Genomic DNA, 17711 nt, shown 5'->3' on the forward strand with positions numbered 1-17711 from the left:
CAAGCCAAGCAGCTTGTTCGGCGGGGAAGCGTCGTTTGCGTACAGAAGCTCTTCCTGTTTGGGTAACAGCTTCCTCAATCCACTCAAGGGGAATGTGCTTAGTGAACGACTCAATATCGCGATCTTGGCAAAACTCAGTCGTAAGGTGTAATTCTTTAATAAATTCAGACATAAAAATAGGCCACAACTTCTGTTGTAGCCTATTATGCGCCCTTTGAAAGATCGTTCAATTAGCTTAAACGATCAGCATTAACCGATACGGTGGCCTTTTTTAGACTTGTTAGCTAGGCATACCGGCTTAAAAGGCGATTTCAGTAGGCTGCTCGCCATCGCCGAGCATAAAGACCTTATCAATACGCTGCCCCTGAAAGTATTCTTTAATATGTTCAATATTCAAGAATTTGAGAGGTTTGCCCTTTGCACAGGTCACATAGCGTGAGGGGCTTGCAACAGGCGAGGAGTGGGTATCGCTGGTCGCAATTCTTGCAAGCCAGTAGCGGCTGGGTAATTTTTCAATAAATAAGTGTGCTTTCATGGGCTCCTGTCCTAGTGCTTATGGGGTTTAAGGCTTAGCTATTGTTGCGGTTATTGTTACGGTTACTGTTGTGACTATTGTTATGAGTATTGACATGGTTATTGAGTAGCCTAGTTCAGTGTTTTGGCTTTTACCGGTGGTTTTGAAAAGTTGGCGTCTCATTGGCGTATAATGCCGCCTTTTTGCTTAATTGACTCAGCGGCCTTTTATGACCACGCAATCCAATACGCCTAAACCGCCCCTTACACCGACTCCTTCTGCGGTATCTGTACCCACGACTCTAGAGCACGCTTCCCCCTCAGAGCAAGAGCCTGCCTCGCTCCCAGCACTACCTGATGCCCCTGCTTTTTATCAGCAATTGGACTTATGCGTGATGGCTGATAAGCGCAAGCTACGCAGTGCGTGGTTTAAGCTGCAAAAGCTCAAAAAACAAAACAAGCCTGTCGACAAGGCTTTAGCCGCGTTGCAGCAAAACTTACAGGTCTCTCAGCGGCGCGTACTTGAGCGCAAGCGCTTGGTGCCTACAGTCACTTTTGATGACAACTTACCGGTTTCGCAGCGGCGTGATGAAATCGCCAAAGCGATTAACGACCATCAAGTGGTTGTGATTGCTGGCGAGACCGGTTCGGGTAAAACCACGCAAATCCCCAAAATTTGCCTAACGTTAGGCCGCGGTGTGAATGGCTTAATTGGGCATACCCAGCCACGGCGTATTGCGGCGCGCACCGTCGCCAGCCGTATCGCGCAAGAGCTACAAACCGAGCTCGGGAGTTCGGTGGGTTATCAAGTGCGCTTTAACGATGCCAGTTCACCGCTGAGCCATATTAAGTTAATGACCGATGGTATTTTGCTGGCCGAAATACAAAATGACCCTCTCCTCGAAAAATACGACACACTGATTATCGATGAAGCCCATGAGCGCAGCTTAAATATCGATTTTTTATTGGGTTATATTCGTCAAATTTTACCCAAACGCAAAGAGTTAAAAGTCATTATTACCTCAGCAACCATTGACGTTGAGCGCTTTTCCAAGCACTTTTTTAATGCCCCTATTATTAGCGTGTCAGGCCGTACTTTTCCTGTCGAAGTGTTGTATCGCCCGTGGCAAGACGAGCAAGAAGATGAAGCGCGCGGTATTGTGAATGCGCTTGAAGAAATTCTCACATTACCGAAAGGCCCTGCCGGCGATATACTTGTCTTTTTGCCTGGCGAGCGAGAAATCCGTGAAACAGCGCTGGCGATCCGGCGCGCTAATTTCCCAATGCTAGAAGTGCTTCCTTTTTATGCACGGCTTAGCCTAGCCGATCAAAACCGCGCTTTTCAGCCCCATAAAGGACGCAGGGTAGTATTGGCCACCAACGTTGCCGAGACGTCAATTACTGTGCCGGGTATTGGCTATGTGATAGACCCAGGCACAGCGCGTATTAGTCGCTACAGCAGTAAAAGTCGAATTCAGCGATTACCGGTCGAGCCGGTATCGCAAGCGTCGGCCAACCAGCGCGCGGGTCGTTGCGGGCGTATTAGTCGTGGTGTGTGTGTGCGCCTATACAGCGAAGAGGACTTTGCTAGCCGAGCAGAATTTACCGACCCCGAAATACTGCGTACCAGCTTAGCGGCCGTTGTACTGCAAATGCAGCAGCTTAATGTTGGTGATATTCGCGACTTCCCTTTTCTTGAGCCGCCCGAAGGGCGTGCGATTAATGATGCCTTTAAAGAGTTAGAGCAACTACAGGCACTTGATGCACGTAAAAAGCTTACACCCGCAGGTCGTAAAATGCTGGCTTTGCCCCTAGAGCCGCGCTTTTCTCGTATTTTAATCTCAGCGCACCAACTCAACTGTTTACACGAAGTGCTCATTATTATTGCTGGTTTAACCATTCAAGACCCGCGTGAACGCCCCCACGACAAGCAGCAAGCTGCCGATGAAAAGCATCGCCGCTTCAAAGATGACGACTCCGACTTTATTGCGTACTTTAATTTATGGCAATACGCCGAAGAGCAGCGCCAAGGCTTATCACAAAATGCATGGCGCAACCTATGCGGCAAAGAGTTTTTATCTTTTTTACGTTTGCGTGAGTGGCGCGAGCTACACCACCAGCTATTAACAGCCTGTAAACAAGTGGGGTTAACGTGCAACAAAGAGCCCGCCAGTTACGATGCGATTCACCAGTCATTGCTTGTGGGTTTATTTGATAATGTCGCTATCAAAAATGAAGAAAGCCGCGAGCGTGAGTACTTAGTTGCGCGTAATCGTAAGGCTGTTATTTTTCCGGGTTCAAGCCAGTTTAAAAAAACACCACGATGGTTGGTGAGTGCGAATTATTTAGAAACCACAAAAGTGTACGCTCATACCAATGCCAAAATAGACCCACTATGGTTGCGTCATCATCTTGAGCATTTGTTAAAGCATCACTATTATCAGCCGCATTACTCAACTAAAAACGGCCAAGTTATGGCCTTTGATAAAGTGACATTATTTGGTTTGGTTGTCGCCGATAAAATACGCATTGATTACACGCACATTGATGCCCTAGAGTCGCGTAAAATATTTATTCGTGAATCACTCGTCGAGGGTAAATACGGGCAACATAAACGGCGTGATTTAGGCGCGTTTTTTACGATTAACCAACAAACGATTAAAAGCATCGGTGAGCTAGAAGACAAGTCGCGTCGGCGCGATATTTTGGTCGATGATGAAATTATTTTTGACTTTTATGATGAGCGTATACCTGCCGATGTGTGTGGCTTAATCAGTTTTGAATCATGGCGTAAAAAGGCTGAGCGTGATAGTGGTACATTGCTGCATATTCCTAAAAGCTTATTAATGCAGCATAGCGCCGAGCATATCTCTGAAAATGCCTTTCCGAATGAAATGACAGTCAATGGTGTGCAATATCCTTTGTTTTATCACTTTGATCCGGGCCATAACGATGATGGCGTGAGCATTGGCGTGCCCGCGAGTGTTTTGCATAGCTTTTCGGAGGGGCCTATTGAATGGCTTGTGCCAGGGCTGATACGCGAAAAGTGCATTGCTTTGGTTAAAGGGTTGCCTAAGCAATGGCGTAAGCAGTTTGTGCCTGTGCCAGACTATGTCGATAAAGCCTTAGCCCGCATTAAAATGGGTCAAGGTGATTTACTTGAAGCCCTAGCCAGAGAGCTAAGGATAGCCAGTAACGTTGATGTGCCTAAAGAGGTATGGGCTCAGGTAAGTATTGATGATTATTACAAAATGAATATTCGTGTGCTCGATGATCGGGGTCAAATTATTGATCGTCATCGTCATTTAAGTGTCTTACGCGAGCGTTATCGTGGTCATGTGCAGCAAAGCTTGCAACAAGCTGGTAGCAGCTTTGAAAAAAGTAAAATCACACAATGGGATTTTGGAGAGTTGCCTACAGAGTGCTCTTTAAAGAAGGGCCCATTAAAAGTGCAGGCTTTCCCTGCGTTGTGTGATACAGGCGATGCGGTTGACCTGAAAGTGTTGGATAACCCAGCTGATGCCCATGCCAAAAGCCGATACGGTGTGGCAAGGTTGCTTTTACTCGGGATGCCTAAAACGGTTAAATACCTAAGAAAAGAGCTACTCAAAAACAAAGATATTGGATTGTCGGTGTTAAACCTTGGTAACCGCGCCCAAGTAGTTGATGATTTACTCATGGCTGTGGCACTAGAGGTATGCTGTACAAAGGGCGAGCTGCCGCGTACTCAAGCCGAGTTTAACAGTGCTATTCAGCGAGGTGAAAACGCCTTAACCGGCAAGGCACAAGCTCTTGAAAAGCAATTACTTAGCTGGTTAAAGCAATTGGTGGGCATTAATAAAGCTATGAAGGCCAATAAAAATGCCTTGGTCTTGGCGTTTACCTTTTCAGATATTAAACAGCAGTTACAAGGCTTGTTTTATAAAGGCTTTTTTATGATGACGCCGCTGGCGTGGCTAGAGCATTACACGCGTTATCTGAATGCGATTGAGGCCCGACTTGAAAAGGCTCCGCAAAACCCGCAAAAAGATAAGCTCGCCATGCAAGAGGTTGCGCAAGCGTGGCACAAGCATCAAGACCTCCTCGAAAAGCAGGGGGCTAATGACTATGCGCGTAGCCTATTGTGGCAAGAATACCGCTACATGATCGAAGAGCTGAGGGTCTCGTTATTTGCACAGACACTTAAAACGGCGATGCCAGTATCGGCTAAACGCTTGAAAGTGCTCTGGCAACAAGTGTTGGCAGAGTTTAGTTAGTCCTTGAGTGCTGATGACTGTGATCGCTAAAAATGCGCTGTTGCTCCCGTTGTTTCTTATTGGCATGTTATCTGTAATTAAACTGTCATAAACGGGTAATATAGTTGCCATAAATTTGAAGTATAACTGTCATTTAAATTACATATCACACTCACAACACGGTTATTATTAGGAGCCCCTGTGAATAAATTACTTACCTCTGCGATCGCGCTTTCTTTGTGTACACCTGCTGCTGCCATGGCAGCACCCACTTTATACGGTAAGGTGAATGTATCTTATGCTAGTGCCAATACAGAGGCTGATGATGCAGAAGAATCATTGATTAAATTAGATAGCAATGCTTCGCGTATTGGTGTTAAAGGGTCTGAAAAAATTAACGATAGCATTGAAGCTATCTATAAAGCAGAGTTTGAAGTTGCTGCTGATGATGGCGATGCTGGCGGTAGCCCTTTCAAGCAACGTAATATTTATGTAGGTCTTAAAGGCGATTTTGGTTCGGTGATTGCGGGTAACTTTGATACACCACTCAAACAAATCCAAAATAAAGTTGACTTGTTTGGTGACCTTTACGGCGATATTAAAAACAACTTCACCACCAATGAAAACCGTGCAAAAAATAGCTTAATGTATTCGACACCCAACATTTCAGGCTTTACTTTGTATGCTGATTTGATTGCTAGCGAGCAAGATAATGACGGTTTAGATGAAGCCGATCAACGCTCTAATGCCACATCTATTGCAGCCACTTACGAGTACAAAGGTTTTTACGGTGCGGTTGCTTATGATTTGGATGTCGAAGCTGAAGGCACAAGTACAGTACGTGGTGTATTACAGTACAACCTAAATACATTCCAAATTGGCTTTTTAGCTGAAGGCTTTGAAAAAGATGATCAAGAGCGTGTGAACGGCGCATTTGGTTCTATCAAGTACGGTATTAATAATTGGGTACTAAAGGGTCAATTTGGCTTTTCAGATATCAAGAAAGAAGAAGCAACTACTTTGAGCTTAGGTGTTGATTACAAATTGAGTAAAAAGGCCAAAATATTTGGTTTTTATACCAACGATACCTACACCATCGATAAAGATCTTGATACAGAATACACCGCTAACTACTTAGGTTTAGGTGTTGAAGTGAAGTTCTAGTGAGCGATTAGCAAGCTATAGGCAAAGCCACTTGGTTGATTGTTGCTTTGTCTTCCCCCTTATATTTTGCCCCAGCTAGCTGGGGCTTTTTTCGTTTTAAACGCGTGTTATAAGTGCTAGTTCAGCTCAGCCAGTACGTACACTAATGCCGCATTCCAATTAATAGCAACCTCGTTAGTGGCATAGCTACACCAGTGGTCAAAATAGGCTTTAGAAGGAATGCTTGGGTCGTAATCGACATTGTACTTAACGTTACACTCTTTTTTATCTTGATAGCCCTTGTGTGGGCCACCTGCGAGCATACCGGGTATAGGGGCTTGAATGCCATCGACCTCAGAGACGCGATGATGAGGGTGCATGGGGGTGTTCTCGCCAAAGCCTGTCAAATAAGAGAGACCATTTGGGTTGCGACCTAAAATATAATCGACTAAAGCCTGGGCGGTTTCCAAGTATTGTGGGTTGGGAACGAGCTTGTTGATGTCGATTAAGGCAAGCGCTTTGTTAGCTGCTACCCCATTGCTGCCCCAGCGAAAGTCACGGCCAAACATGGCAACCCCATAGCCTGAGCTATGCGCTTGCTTAACCCAAGTGTCGGCACTTTTTTTAAGGGTGTCGAGTATTTGCTGCTTAAGTGATGAGGGGGTTTTTGCGTGGTTGGCCAAAGCCAACATACCGAGGGTTTCAACATCGCTCCATTCTGGAGTGCGCGCGGTATTTGCCACTTCGTAGCCTTTTAAAAACTTCCTTTTACCGGTTAATACAAAAAGCTCGGCGCGCGCCCAAGCCCATTCGTCTTTATAATCATCGCCATCTAAACGGTACATGCCGGTGCGAAACCCTTCGGGCTGCTCAAAAAGTACATTGGGGTTTTCTTCTGCCCAGTCCCAAGCTTTCAGTGCTGCTGCACGATATTGCTCGGCGCGCCCAGGGAATTGCTCTTCGTATTGTGCGATAACACGGCTTGCCAGCGCTAAAGTGGCGGCGTAGTCGAGGGTGGCGGCGGTTGTTTTTTGTACCACAAAGCGGGGCTTATATTGTGTGTGTGGCATGGCTACCGGCTCAAAACGCTTGGCGGTGAGCTTATGGTAGAGCCCGCCGTCGGTATCTTGCATAGACACCATCCAATCCAAATTCCATAAAATTTCATCGAGTAGGTCGGGTATATTATTGTTCGACTCTGGAATATTGAGATTGAGCTTTGCAAAAAGCGCCGGATGATTATCGAGTGCGCGCAGTAGGGTATGCACTGTAATGGATGAGTTAACAATGTATTTACTGAAGTCACCAGCATCAAACCAGCCCTTAGGTAGCGATAATACCGTACCGACTGGCCGCTCAGGTGTTGCCGCCGAGGCATCAACATAGACTGTAGTATCCGGGTGTGAGGCTGGACGGTGATAAATACCGGCATGTTCTTTTTGGAGGGCTGCGCTATTACGGTTAAAGTAATAGTACTTAATGGCACCGCTTAAGGCTTCTTGGTAGACGTTTTCGTCAATCGTAACAGCAAAAGGCTGTGCAATACCATCGACACTTAATGTGTATTCGCCGGGATACTGAACACTGGAAAAATCAGCGAGTCTAACGGTTTCTTTAGCTTCGCTCCAGCTTTTAGGAGCCGACAATTTACCGTTATAGACAATGCGACCTGTGGCTTTGTCGGTGAGCGTGAAGTCGTTGCTTGCTACATTAGGCACAACGGCGACTTTTGGGCTTTGGCTATTAAAGCCGACTTGGTTGGCAACAATACCCGCTGCTGTGTTTTTGGCGATGGCGCTAAGACTGGTGGCCGATAAGGTAGCCGCAGTGATCAGTGCGGCTAATGATAATGTGCGCATAGTAAACCCTCAAAAAATACAGTTTTTAGTGTTATAGGTACATTGAGCTTGCGATATTAGCCTTGAGCGCGGCTATTAGCAGTCGAATAAAGCGATCCAAGACTAGCAAAGCTCGCTGTGAGTGTATAGCGCTATTGACCGGGTATAACAGTTAAAAGAGCACGTATGAGAATAGCTTGTACATACAAAAGGTATAACAAAAAGCGTCAATCGACGTCAGTTTAGGTGCTTATTTTCTGGGTTTAAGGTGACGTCATGCCCACGTTTTAGGCTTCTCATTGTGCGCTTGTACCGCTTAACTTGCTTGCCCGCAGGGCTTATGGTTACAGTGTGATTTGGCCTGTGATGAGTAAATACAGGCGATATATTTCATCGAGCCAAAGCACAATGCCAAAGACAATCCAGATGTGGTTGTGAATATTAAACGTCGCGTTAGATTTGCCAAAGGGGTCATCGCACACACGATTGGCCACCAGTTGAAACTTATATAAATACAAGTAATGACCCAAGAGTAATGGGATTTGAATCAAGGCCCAATAAATACTGATATACCCTTTGGAGACGGCAAAGCCGGCGGCGACCGAAATAATTTGTAGCGCGATATAGCCTAAGGCGAGTGCACGGGGGTTCCAGTTATAGCTTTGTGCTTTGGCTTTTTCGGCGTTGGCCAGCTCGGTGCACAAGGCCGGTATAAAAACCACATTCAGTAGGGTGCGTAAAAATGGTTGTGTATTTTTGTGTTGCGCCTCGCCAATTAAACGCCAATGTCGATAAAACCAATACAGACTGTACAGCCCCATTGTCGCAATAAATAAGGCAGAAAACTTACCCATAGAAACAACATAAAAAGGCTTTTGTGGTGTGGAGCTTTGCATAATTAAGGCCGAATATTCACGCGTAGACAGGTGACTAAATCACAAAAAAAGCGCAGTGTTCGCTGCGCTTTATTCGAAGGGTAGCTGATTGAAATAAGCAGCATTATGAGCCGCTCACACAATGCCAGTTACAGGTGTTGAACCTCTTCAATTTCATACTCTATATCACCGCCAGGGGCTTTGACTAGCGCTACATCGCCTACTTCTTTGCCGATTAAAGCGCGAGCAATGGGAGAGCTTACAGAGATTTTATTCTGTTTAATGTCGGCTTCATCTTCGCCCACAATTTGGTAGGTGACTTCTTGATCAGTTTCAACATTAATGATGGAAACAGTTGTACCAAAAATAACCTTACCGGCAGGCGGTATTGCGGTAACGTCGATAATTTGAGCGTGTGACAGCTTGCCTTCAATATCTTGAATGCGCCCCTCACAAAAACCTTGCTGCTCGCGGGCGGCATGGTACTCGGCGTTTTCTTTTAGGTCACCGTGTTCACGTGCTTCTGCAATAGCTGAAACAATACGCGGGCGAACCACTTTTTTGAGGTTGTCGAGTTCATCTTGCAGGGCCTTGGCGCCCTGCACGGTCATGGGGACTTTATTGAGTGACATTTAAAGCAGCTCCTTGTGTAAGTCTTGTAAGCGGCGCACAGTGCGCTCTTCACCAAAGCGTAAGGCCATACATACAGCATTCGCTGCGGCCAGTGTGGTGGTGTAGTAAACGCGGTGGGTTTCTGCGCTGCGGCGAATAGCCGCCGAGTCTTTGATGGCGCGTTCGCCTTCGGTGGTGTTAATGACTAAAGCCACCTCGCGGTTTTTAATCATATCAACAACGTGCGGGCGGCCTTCGGTAACTTTGTTAACAATACTTACAGCAATGCCCGCTTGTTCTAGGGTTTTAGCTGTGCCGCGAGTAGCGACTAGCTCAAAGCCTAAGTCTACAAGCTCTTTGCCTAAAATCACAACATCGGTTTTATCAAAATCACGCACACTAACAAATGCTTTGCCCGAGGTGGGTAAAATGGAACCTTCACCGGCTTGCGCTTTAGCAAAAGCTTCGGCAAAGGTATCGCCAACACCCATGACTTCGCCAGTTGATTTCATTTCGGGGCCTAAAATAGGGTCAACCGCAGGAAACTTATCAAATGGGAAGACTGCTTCTTTCACGCTGTAATATTTAGGAATGATTTCTTGGGTGAAGCCTTGCTCTTTGAGTGAAATACCGCATTGTGCGCGCGCGGCAATTTTGGCCAAAGAAACGCCGATACACTTAGACACAAACGGCACAGTACGTGAGCCGCGTGGGTTAACCTCGATAATAAAAATTTCACCATCTTGGTAAGCCAGCTGCGCGTTCATCAAACCAACAACGCCAAGCTCTAAAGCCATTTTGCGCACCTGGTCGCGCATCGCATCTTGAACATCTTCGGCGAGCGAATACGGGGGGAGTGAGCATGCTGAGTCACCCGAGTGAACGCCACATTGCTCAATGTGCTGCATAATGCCGCCAATGACAACGTCGGTACCATCTGAAACGGCATCGATATCCACTTCAATCGCGGCATTCAAAAAGTGGTCTAGTAATACAGGAGCGTCGTCGCTCACTTGCACAGCTTCGCGCATGTAGCGTTTAAGCTCTTGCTCGTTATGCACGATCTCCATAGCGCGACCACCTAGCACATAAGAAGGACGTACCACTAAGGGGTAGCCCACATCAGCGGCATGGCGAATGGCTTCTTCGGTCGAGCGTACAATGGCATTAGAAGGTTGTTTGAGACCTAAGCGCTCGATCATTTGCTGAAAGCGCTCGCGGTCTTCGGCGCGGTCAATGGCTTCGGGGCTGGTACCAATAATCGGCACGCCTTCGGCCTCTAGGGCGCGGGCAATTTTAAGTGGCGTTTGGCCACCAAATTGCACAATCACCCCTTTGGGCTTTTCTTTGTGAACAATTTCTAATACGTCTTCTAAGGTGACAGGCTCAAAGTACAAGCGATCAGAGGTGTCGTAATCGGTCGATACAGTTTCAGGGTTACAGTTTACCATGATGGTCTCAAAGCCATCATCGCGTGCGGCAAGTGCGGCATGTACGCAGCAGTAATCAAACTCAATACCTTGGCCAATACGGTTGGGGCCGCCGCCTAATACCATGATTTTATCGCGCTTAGACGGTTGTGACTCGCACTCTTCATCGTAGGTTGAGTACATGTAAGCCGTCGAGGTCGAGAACTCGGCCGCGCAGGTATCAACGCGCTTATAAACAGGGTGAATATTCAACTTGTGGCGGTGATCGCGGACCATTTTTTCGCTAACAGCCAGTAATTGGCCTAAGCGCTTATCCGAAAAGCCTTTACGCTTTAGCTGGAACATGGTGGTTGCGGTAATTTCGCTTAACGGCTTCGAGCGCAAATTTTGCTCGAGCTGGATAATTTCTTCAAGTTGTACTAAAAACCAAGGGTCGATTTTAGAGGTTTCAAAGACTTCTTCAACGCTCATTCCCGCGCGGAAGGCATCGCCGACATACCAAATGCGGTGCGCACCGGGTGTGGCTAAGTCTTGACGAATCTCTTGCATAGCACTGGCGTCATTAAGATCAACGCGCGGCTCTAGGCCACACACTCCAACCTCTAAACCGCGAAGGGCTTTTTGTAGTGACTCTTGAAAGTTGCGACCAATGGCCATCACTTCACCCACAGACTTCATCTGTGTGGTTAAGCGTGCATCGGCATCGCCAAACTTTTCAAAGGTAAAGCGTGGAATCTTAGTGACCACATAATCAATGGTTGGCTCAAACGATGCGGGAGTGGCACCACCGGTAATATCGTTTTGCAGCTCATCGAGGGTAAAGCCTACCGCTAATTTAGCGGCGATTTTAGCAATCGGGAAACCTGTGGCTTTAGAGGCCAATGCCGATGAGCGCGAAACTCGCGGGTTCATCTCAATCACCACCATGCGGCCATCAACGGGGTTAACCGAAAACTGCACGTTAGAGCCACCGGTTTCAACGCCAATTTCACGCAGTACCGCCAGCGAGGCATTGCGCATAATTTGGTATTCTTTGTCGGTGAGTGTTTGTGCTGGCGCTACAGTAATTGAGTCGCCGGTGTGTACGCCCATAGGATCGAAGTTTTCGATCGAGCACACAATAATGCAGTTGTCGTTTTTGTCGCGAACAACTTCCATCTCGTATTCTTTCCAGCCTAATAAGCTCTCATCAATTAAGAGCTCGCTGGTGGGCGATAGATCTAGGCCGCGAGTACAAATTTCTTCAAACTCTTCCCAGTTGTATGCAATCCCACCGCCCGAGCCGCCCATGGTGAATGAGGGGCGAATAATCACTGGGAAGCCAAATTCTTTAGGAACTTCTAAGGCCTCTTCCATGGTATGCACAATGCGTGCACGTGCGGTTTCTAGGCCAATTTTTTTCATAGCTTTGTCAAAGCGCTGACGATCTTCGGCTTTGTCAATGGCATCTTGAGTTGCGCCAATCAATTCGACGTTGTACTTATCGAGTACACCATTTGCATGCAGTGCCAAGGCGCAGTTAAGTGCTGTTTGGCCGCCCATTGTGGGCAAAATAGCATCGGGGCGTTCTTTTTCGATAATTTTTTCGACGGTTTGCCACACAATAGGTTCGATGTAGGTCGCATCGGCCATTGAGGGGTCGGTCATGATGGTCGCGGGATTAGAGTTGACCAAAATAACGCGATAGCCTTCTTCGCGGAGGGCTTTACAGGCTTGTGCGCCTGAGTAGTCGAATTCACAGGCCTGACCAATAACAATGGGGCCTGCGCCAATAATTAGTATGCTTTTAAGGTCGGTACGTTTTGGCATAGTGGTATCTTCGTTCCGGCGGTAATTGTTGAGGCTGGCGCCTGCGGTTTTAGTCGGTTCAGTCACACTGACTGGGGCTAATATGGGGTGGCTTCAAATTTTAAACCTGCCACAAGTACGTTTTAGCAGGTTTTTCACCGGTGCTTGCCGGTAAAGGCTTAAAATTTAATGCGCACCTTGCGCGAGCTTTACGGGCATATTAGGCTTTTTTAGCCGCTTTCATCAGTTTAATAAAGTGGTCGAACAAGGGGGCTGCATCGTGTGGGCCTGGGCTTGCTTCAGGGTGCCCCTGAAAGCTAAATGCCGGCTTATCGGTGCGTTCAATGCCTTGTAGCGAACCATCGAATAATGATTTGTGTGTTGCCTTTAAATTAGCAGGCAAGCTGGTTTCATCGGCGGCAAAGCCGTGGTTTTGACTGGTAATCATAACTTCGCCGGTGGCCAGTACTTGTACTGGATGGTTGGCGCCATGATGGCCAAACTTCATTTTTTGGGTTTTTGCGCCGCTGGCTAAAGCAAGTAGCTGATGGCCTAGGCAAATACCAAAGATGGGTAAGTCGGCATCGAGTAATGTTTTGATTGCTTCAATGGCATAAGTACAGGGCTCAGGATCGCCTGGGCCATTTGATAAGAACACGCCATCGGGGTTCATGGCGAGTACTTCACTGGCGGGTGTTTGTGCTGGCACCACGGTCAGTTCGCAACCGCGATCAACGAGCATGCGTAAAATATTGGCTTTTGCGCCAAAATCATAAGCGACTACTTTAAAGCGCTCACCTGTAGGTAAACCGCTAAAACCTTCGCCTAGCTGCCAGCTGCCAGAATCCCAAGTATGCGCTTCTTGGCAGGTGACCTCTTTAGCTAGATCCATACCTTTAAGGCCACCAAACGCTTGTGCCGCTTTTAAGGCGGTGGCTTCATCAACGGTGCCGGTCATAATGCAGCCGTTTTGAGCGCCTTTATCACGCAAAATACGGGTGAGGCGACGCGTGTCAATATCGGCTATCCCTAAAATATTATGTTTTTTAAGGTAGCTATCAAGGTCGCCTTGGCTGCGAAAGTTGCTCGCAATCAAGGGAAGATCGCGAATAACTAAACCTTTAGCCCAAATGTTTTTGCACTCTTCGTCCTCATCGTTGGTACCGACATTACCAATGTGCGGGTAGGTGAGGGTCACGATCTGCTCAGCATAGGAGGGGTCGGTTAAGATTTCTTGATAGCCGGTAATTGCAGTATTAAATACTACTTCACCAACGGAAATGCCTTCGGCACCAAAAGCGGTACCACGGAATACACTGCCGTCTTCTAAGACGAGTATGGCAGGGGTTAAGGCCCGGGTTGTCAACGTGAGATCCTCCAGGTAAGGCTATTGCTAGCCGCTACATATTTAACGAAACTTAAGCATTAAGGCATTGAATACCAGCACTGCGAAGTATGCGGGCACTTAAAGCTTTAACAAAAACAGGTCAGCCTTTACTTTACTGGCATGGCAGCGGTTTTGACGCGCAGAGCTCAGGAAATTTAGGCTGTAAAAAAGCGAGGTGCAACTTGCGCTCCACCTCGCTTTTATAGAATTTGGTTGTTAGTGTTTGGCTTGACTGCTCTGAGTGTATCTAGCCTGGTTGTATTTAGCTTAGTTGTATCTAACTTAGTTGTATCTAATTTAGCTGTGACTAAAAAGGTGCTAAAAATACTCTCATGAATACGGCGTCATAGCTGGCAAACGCTCGGCGTTTATTTGCCTTGATCGGCGCGGGATTTTACGTGACAAGGGCTGCTTTGTCTATGTAAAGATACTGCTAAACCCAATGACTTTTTTGTGAGCGTTGTGAACACTGGCTGTAATCACGGCAATGTACATGGCAATGTACATGGCAATTTAGTGCGGCTCTCTAGTACCATATTAGTACGGCTATCTAGTACGACAAACGCAGGCCTTCTTACTCAATAGCGGCTAAGGGTGTTTATGGGTTGTAGGCTAGCTGCGGCCTCTATCGATATGCAGCACTAAAGTGGCGCCTAATTTTAAAATATCTTTTCTATTAATTGCATTCCAGCGCTCAAGTTCACTAATGCTCACATTGTGTTTGTTAGCAATACGCGCCAGTGAGTCGCCATTGCGTACGGTGTAATTAATTTTGCGGGTTGTTCTCGCATTGGTAGAGCGATCTAAAATGGTGAGCGTTTGGCCAATGCGCAGTGTATCGCGGGGGGTAATGTTGTTCCAGCGGGTGAGATTGCGCGTAGTGGTGTTGTACTGGCGGGCAATGGTCCATAAAGAGTCACCGCTTTTTACGGTGTACTTTAAGCGGATGCTTTTGCGCGTACCTTGCTGAGCCCTAGAGCGTTGCGCACTACTGAGTACATAAAAATGATTGGCTTGATGGGCGCGCGGAATTAATAAGGTTTTGCCTGCGCGAATAGTATTACTTTTAAGGTGATTAATTTCTTTAAGTAGCGCGGTATTGGTGTGATATTTTTGAGCAATGCTTGCTAGAGCGTCGCCGGGTTTAATGGTGTAGCGCTCCCAGGTAACGCGCTCATTGTTGGGGAGTGCTTGCAGTGCCTGAATAAAGTTATCGTATTTTGCGGCAGGTACAACTAATAAATGCGGTCCGTCGGGCGAGGTGGCCCACTGATTAAAGCCTGGATTGAGTTGGTAAATTTCTTCAATATCAACGTTGGCTAATTTGGCTGCTTGGGCTAAATCCAGTTGGCTATCTATTTGAGCCAGTGCAAAATAGGGTGTATTGGCGACCGGTGGTAGCGTCACATTGTGTATATCGGGGCGTAAAATAATTTCTTTGAGGGCCAGTATTTTGGGGATGTATTGCTCGGTTTCTTTGGGGAGCTTTAACGACCAGTAATCGGTAGGCTTACCCTTTTTGCGGTTTCTTTTGATGGAGCGGCGCACGGTGCCTTGCCCACCATTGTAAGCGGCTAAGGTGAGTAACCAATCGCCTTTAAACTGCTTATTTAAGCGTGATAAATAATTTAACGCCGCCTCTGTGCTGGCAGTGACATCGCGCCGGCCGTCGTACCACCAGTTTTGCTTTAAACCTAAATGTTTACCGGTGCGAGGCATAAATTGCCACAGGCCACTGGCGGTTGCATGTGAGTAGGCGAAGGGGTCAAAGCCACTTTCGGCCATAGGGATTAAAGCTAGCTCGTGCGGGAGATTTTTTTCGTCGAGCTTTTCTAAAATAAAGTGTAAATACAAGGCCCCGCGCTGGGTAACTGCGCTAATATGATTGGGGTGTTTTTCGTACCAACTTAAGCGTTTAGCAATACGTTGCGCGCCATTGTTAGCAGCGCTATCAGGAATATTAAAACCAGCACGTATACGCGGCCAAATTTCGGCGGGTTCAGGTAACGTGAATGTGTTGAGTTCGTCATCGTAAATAACGCAAGGGTCTTTTACATCTTGTGACAATGCGGTAATCGATGTAACACCTACTTGCTCTTTTGTTGGTGTAACACTACAACCACTGATCAATAAGCCCAGAGTGCAGCTAGAAAGTAGCGTTGTGGCGCCAGTTAAAAAACGAGAGGTTAACAACATGAGTAAATCGCAATAAGACTAGAAGGTTGGCTATTCTAGCCTAAAGCTTAAAAGTGTGCTTTTAAATGTCATACTTTTTAATTACCTGCCATAATTTATGCTGATATTCCCCACCTTGAAGAGTAGATATGGGGGGGCTTATGTATCGGTGGTCGTATTTACAGATGAGCGACACGTGCGTGCTGTTTGCGGTACCAGTACCATGTAGCCACACCGCCCCTAAAACATTCATCAACCCCCATTGCAAGCCAAATACCCAATAAGCCATAACCCCAGTGCACACCTAATAACCAAGTTAAAGGTAGTGCGATAAACCACATTGCAGTGATACCAAAAGTAGCAATAAATTGGGCGTTACCTGTAACCTTTACTGAAAACCCCACGACCATATTTAATAAGCGCCCCACCTCAGTAAATACGGCTACCGCTAAAATACTCGTGCCGAGCGCAATCACGGCGGTGTTTTGACTAAATAGCCCTAATAACTGTGCGGCAAATAGGTACACGCTACCCGTCATAAATAGCACTACGAGTAAGCCTTGCCATACGCCTTTTTTAAGAGTGTTGTGCATGGTGATAAATTGCCGAGCACCAAATAAATAGGCTACTTTAAGTTGTATGCCAGCACTTAGCGCTGAGGTAAAAATAATCACAATAAAAATAATATTAAAAGCATAAACACGCGTCGCCAGTGCAACATGGCCCATGCTGACAATCATACTCATAATAATGAGCTGGCTAATATGCCAAGCCAGTGGCTCCAGCGCCGAAGGAATGGCAATCGTTAAAATGGGCCGCATATTGACGTTAAGTGTGCGAAGGCTTTCGGGTAAAGTAAATTGAATACGTAAAAAGTAAAGTGTCGTAAAGGTCGCTATTAAATTAATGCCCCAGGCGATGCAGGTCGCCAAAGCGATGCCTAAAACGCCTAATACTGGCAAACCAAATGCACCATAAATAAAGGCGTAATTAAAAAAGATATTCACGGCGGTCATTAATCCGGTGCAGACCATATTCCACTGGGTTTTACCATGCGCTTGTAGCATGGCGCTGCCGCCAAAGCGCAGTGCCAGTATCAGTGTCCCAAAACCTAATGTATGTAAATAGGTGCCAGCGGTGGTGGCCGCCGAGCCAGTTAGCCCCATAAGTGCGGTAAATTGCGCACTAAAAACCAGCAGTAAAAGGCTAATGCACACGCCGGCAAAAGCGCACAGTATAAGCAGTGCACCAAAGGTATGCGCCACCGTATTGCCTCCTGCTTGCCCAGCGCTGTATTGCTTGCCAAGGTGTTGCGCTGCCACAGCGGTGCCAGCAGCATTGAGTGCAATAAAAAAGCTGAAACACATCCCAGCAATAGGCAGCACCGCCCCCACGGCAGCGGCTGCCTCATCCGACTCTTGGCTTAAAAACCAAGCATCAGCGGCATTAATTAAAAACACCATGAGTGTGTCAATAAAAATAGGCCAAGTTAAGCTGAATAAGCTTTTTTGCATAATACTAGGCGGCGGGTTGGTTGTAGTTGTCATAAGGGGCGATGGGCAGTAAAAACAAGGCCGACATTGTAAGGTTTTGGTAGGGTGTAGGCTATGATGACTTTTGGCTAGAGTTTACGTCTTTAGGGTTAGGCTAGACAAAACGAGTATTAGTGATACCTGATTTTTAGGTAATAAGCTGGCATATGGTGCTAAATATGG

General features: G+C 46.8%; 11 protein-coding genes. 2 read left to right on the plus strand and 9 right to left on the minus strand.

What is annotated here, in order from left to right; translation table 11 throughout:
* Window positions 1-172 (minus strand): transposase domain-containing protein (locus tag AC438_RS17455; protein WP_202904782.1); only part of this gene is annotated, 172 nt, incomplete at its 3' end.
* Between the two features lie 126 nt (window positions 173-298).
* Window positions 299-535 carry a hypothetical protein gene (locus AC438_RS15695; protein ID WP_053982211.1) on the minus strand — a complete coding sequence of 79 codons (237 nt, stop codon included), beginning with the start codon at window positions 533-535 and terminating at the stop codon, window positions 299-301.
* Window positions 536-743: 208 nt separating this feature from the next.
* On the opposite strand from AC438_RS15695, the gene hrpA reads away from it, so the two are divergent.
* Both hrpA and AC438_RS15705 read left to right on the plus strand, forming a co-directional pair.
* A complete protein-coding gene (gene hrpA / locus AC438_RS15700) occupies window positions 744-4769 on the plus strand; it encodes an ATP-dependent RNA helicase HrpA (RefSeq protein ID WP_082354223.1) in 4026 nt (1341 codons plus the stop codon).
* A gap of 180 nt (window positions 4770-4949) precedes the next feature.
* Window positions 4950-5912, plus strand: a complete 963-nt coding sequence (locus AC438_RS15705; protein ID WP_053982212.1) for a porin — start codon at window positions 4950-4952, stop codon at window positions 5910-5912.
* 116 nt (window positions 5913-6028) lie between these two features.
* Here the strand turns inward: AC438_RS15705 and AC438_RS15710 are convergent, their stop codons facing one another.
* The 7 genes from AC438_RS15710 to AC438_RS15740 form a co-directional block, all read right to left on the minus strand.
* Window positions 6029-7750 (minus strand): glycoside hydrolase family 9 protein, encoded by a 1722-nt coding sequence (locus tag AC438_RS15710; protein WP_053982213.1) that lies wholly within the window; start codon window positions 7748-7750, stop codon window positions 6029-6031.
* 323 nt (window positions 7751-8073) lie between these two features.
* Window positions 8074-8625, minus strand: a complete 552-nt coding sequence (locus AC438_RS15715; protein ID WP_053982214.1) for a hypothetical protein — start codon at window positions 8623-8625, stop codon at window positions 8074-8076.
* Window positions 8626-8753: 128 nt separating this feature from the next.
* The gene (greA, locus tag AC438_RS15720; protein ID WP_053982215.1) at window positions 8754-9236 is read right to left on the minus strand and encodes a transcription elongation factor GreA; all 483 of its coding nucleotides are present in this window, start codon (window positions 9234-9236) and stop codon (window positions 8754-8756) included.
* Window positions 9237-12455 (minus strand): carbamoyl-phosphate synthase large subunit, encoded by a 3219-nt coding sequence (gene carB / locus AC438_RS15725; protein WP_053982220.1) that lies wholly within the window; start codon window positions 12453-12455, stop codon window positions 9237-9239.
* Between the two features lie 199 nt (window positions 12456-12654).
* Window positions 12655-13800: a glutamine-hydrolyzing carbamoyl-phosphate synthase small subunit gene (gene carA, locus AC438_RS15730; protein ID WP_082354224.1), complete on the minus strand. Its 1146-nt coding sequence runs from the start codon at window positions 13798-13800 to the stop codon at window positions 12655-12657.
* A gap of 633 nt (window positions 13801-14433) precedes the next feature.
* The gene (locus tag AC438_RS15735) at window positions 14434-16017 is read right to left on the minus strand and encodes a lytic transglycosylase (protein WP_053982217.1); all 1584 of its coding nucleotides are present in this window, start codon (window positions 16015-16017) and stop codon (window positions 14434-14436) included.
* A gap of 158 nt (window positions 16018-16175) precedes the next feature.
* Window positions 16176-17543 (minus strand): MATE family efflux transporter, encoded by a 1368-nt coding sequence (locus tag AC438_RS15740; protein WP_053982218.1) that lies wholly within the window; start codon window positions 17541-17543, stop codon window positions 16176-16178.
* Between the last annotated feature and the right edge of the window lie 168 nt (window positions 17544-17711).

It is taken from the genome of Marinagarivorans algicola, from assembly GCF_001292705.1.
GTDB classification, from domain to species: Bacteria; Pseudomonadota; Gammaproteobacteria; order Pseudomonadales; family Cellvibrionaceae; genus Marinagarivorans; species Marinagarivorans algicola.

What these genes read in the sequence shown, in the direction of transcription:
- AC438_RS15695 (WP_053982211.1), bottom strand. Translation starts at nt 535, where the DNA reads ATGAAAGCACACTTATTTATTGAAAAATTACCCAGCCGCTACTGGCTT.
- hrpA (WP_082354223.1), top strand. Translation starts at nt 744, where the DNA reads ATGACCACGCAATCCAATACGCCTAAACCGCCCCTTACACCGACTCCT.
- AC438_RS15710 (WP_053982213.1), bottom strand. Translation starts at nt 7,750, where the DNA reads ATGCGCACATTATCATTAGCCGCACTGATCACTGCGGCTACCTTATCG.
- AC438_RS15715 (WP_053982214.1), bottom strand. Translation starts at nt 8,625, where the DNA reads ATGCAAAGCTCCACACCACAAAAGCCTTTTTATGTTGTTTCTATGGGT.
- greA (WP_053982215.1), bottom strand. Translation starts at nt 9,236, where the DNA reads ATGTCACTCAATAAAGTCCCCATGACCGTGCAGGGCGCCAAGGCCCTG.
- carB (WP_053982220.1), bottom strand. Translation starts at nt 12,455, where the DNA reads ATGCCAAAACGTACCGACCTTAAAAGCATACTAATTATTGGCGCAGGC.
- AC438_RS15735 (WP_053982217.1), bottom strand. Translation starts at nt 16,017, where the DNA reads ATGTTGTTAACCTCTCGTTTTTTAACTGGCGCCACAACGCTACTTTCT.
- AC438_RS15740 (WP_053982218.1), bottom strand. Translation starts at nt 17,543, where the DNA reads ATGACAACTACAACCAACCCGCCGCCTAGTATTATGCAAAAAAGCTTA.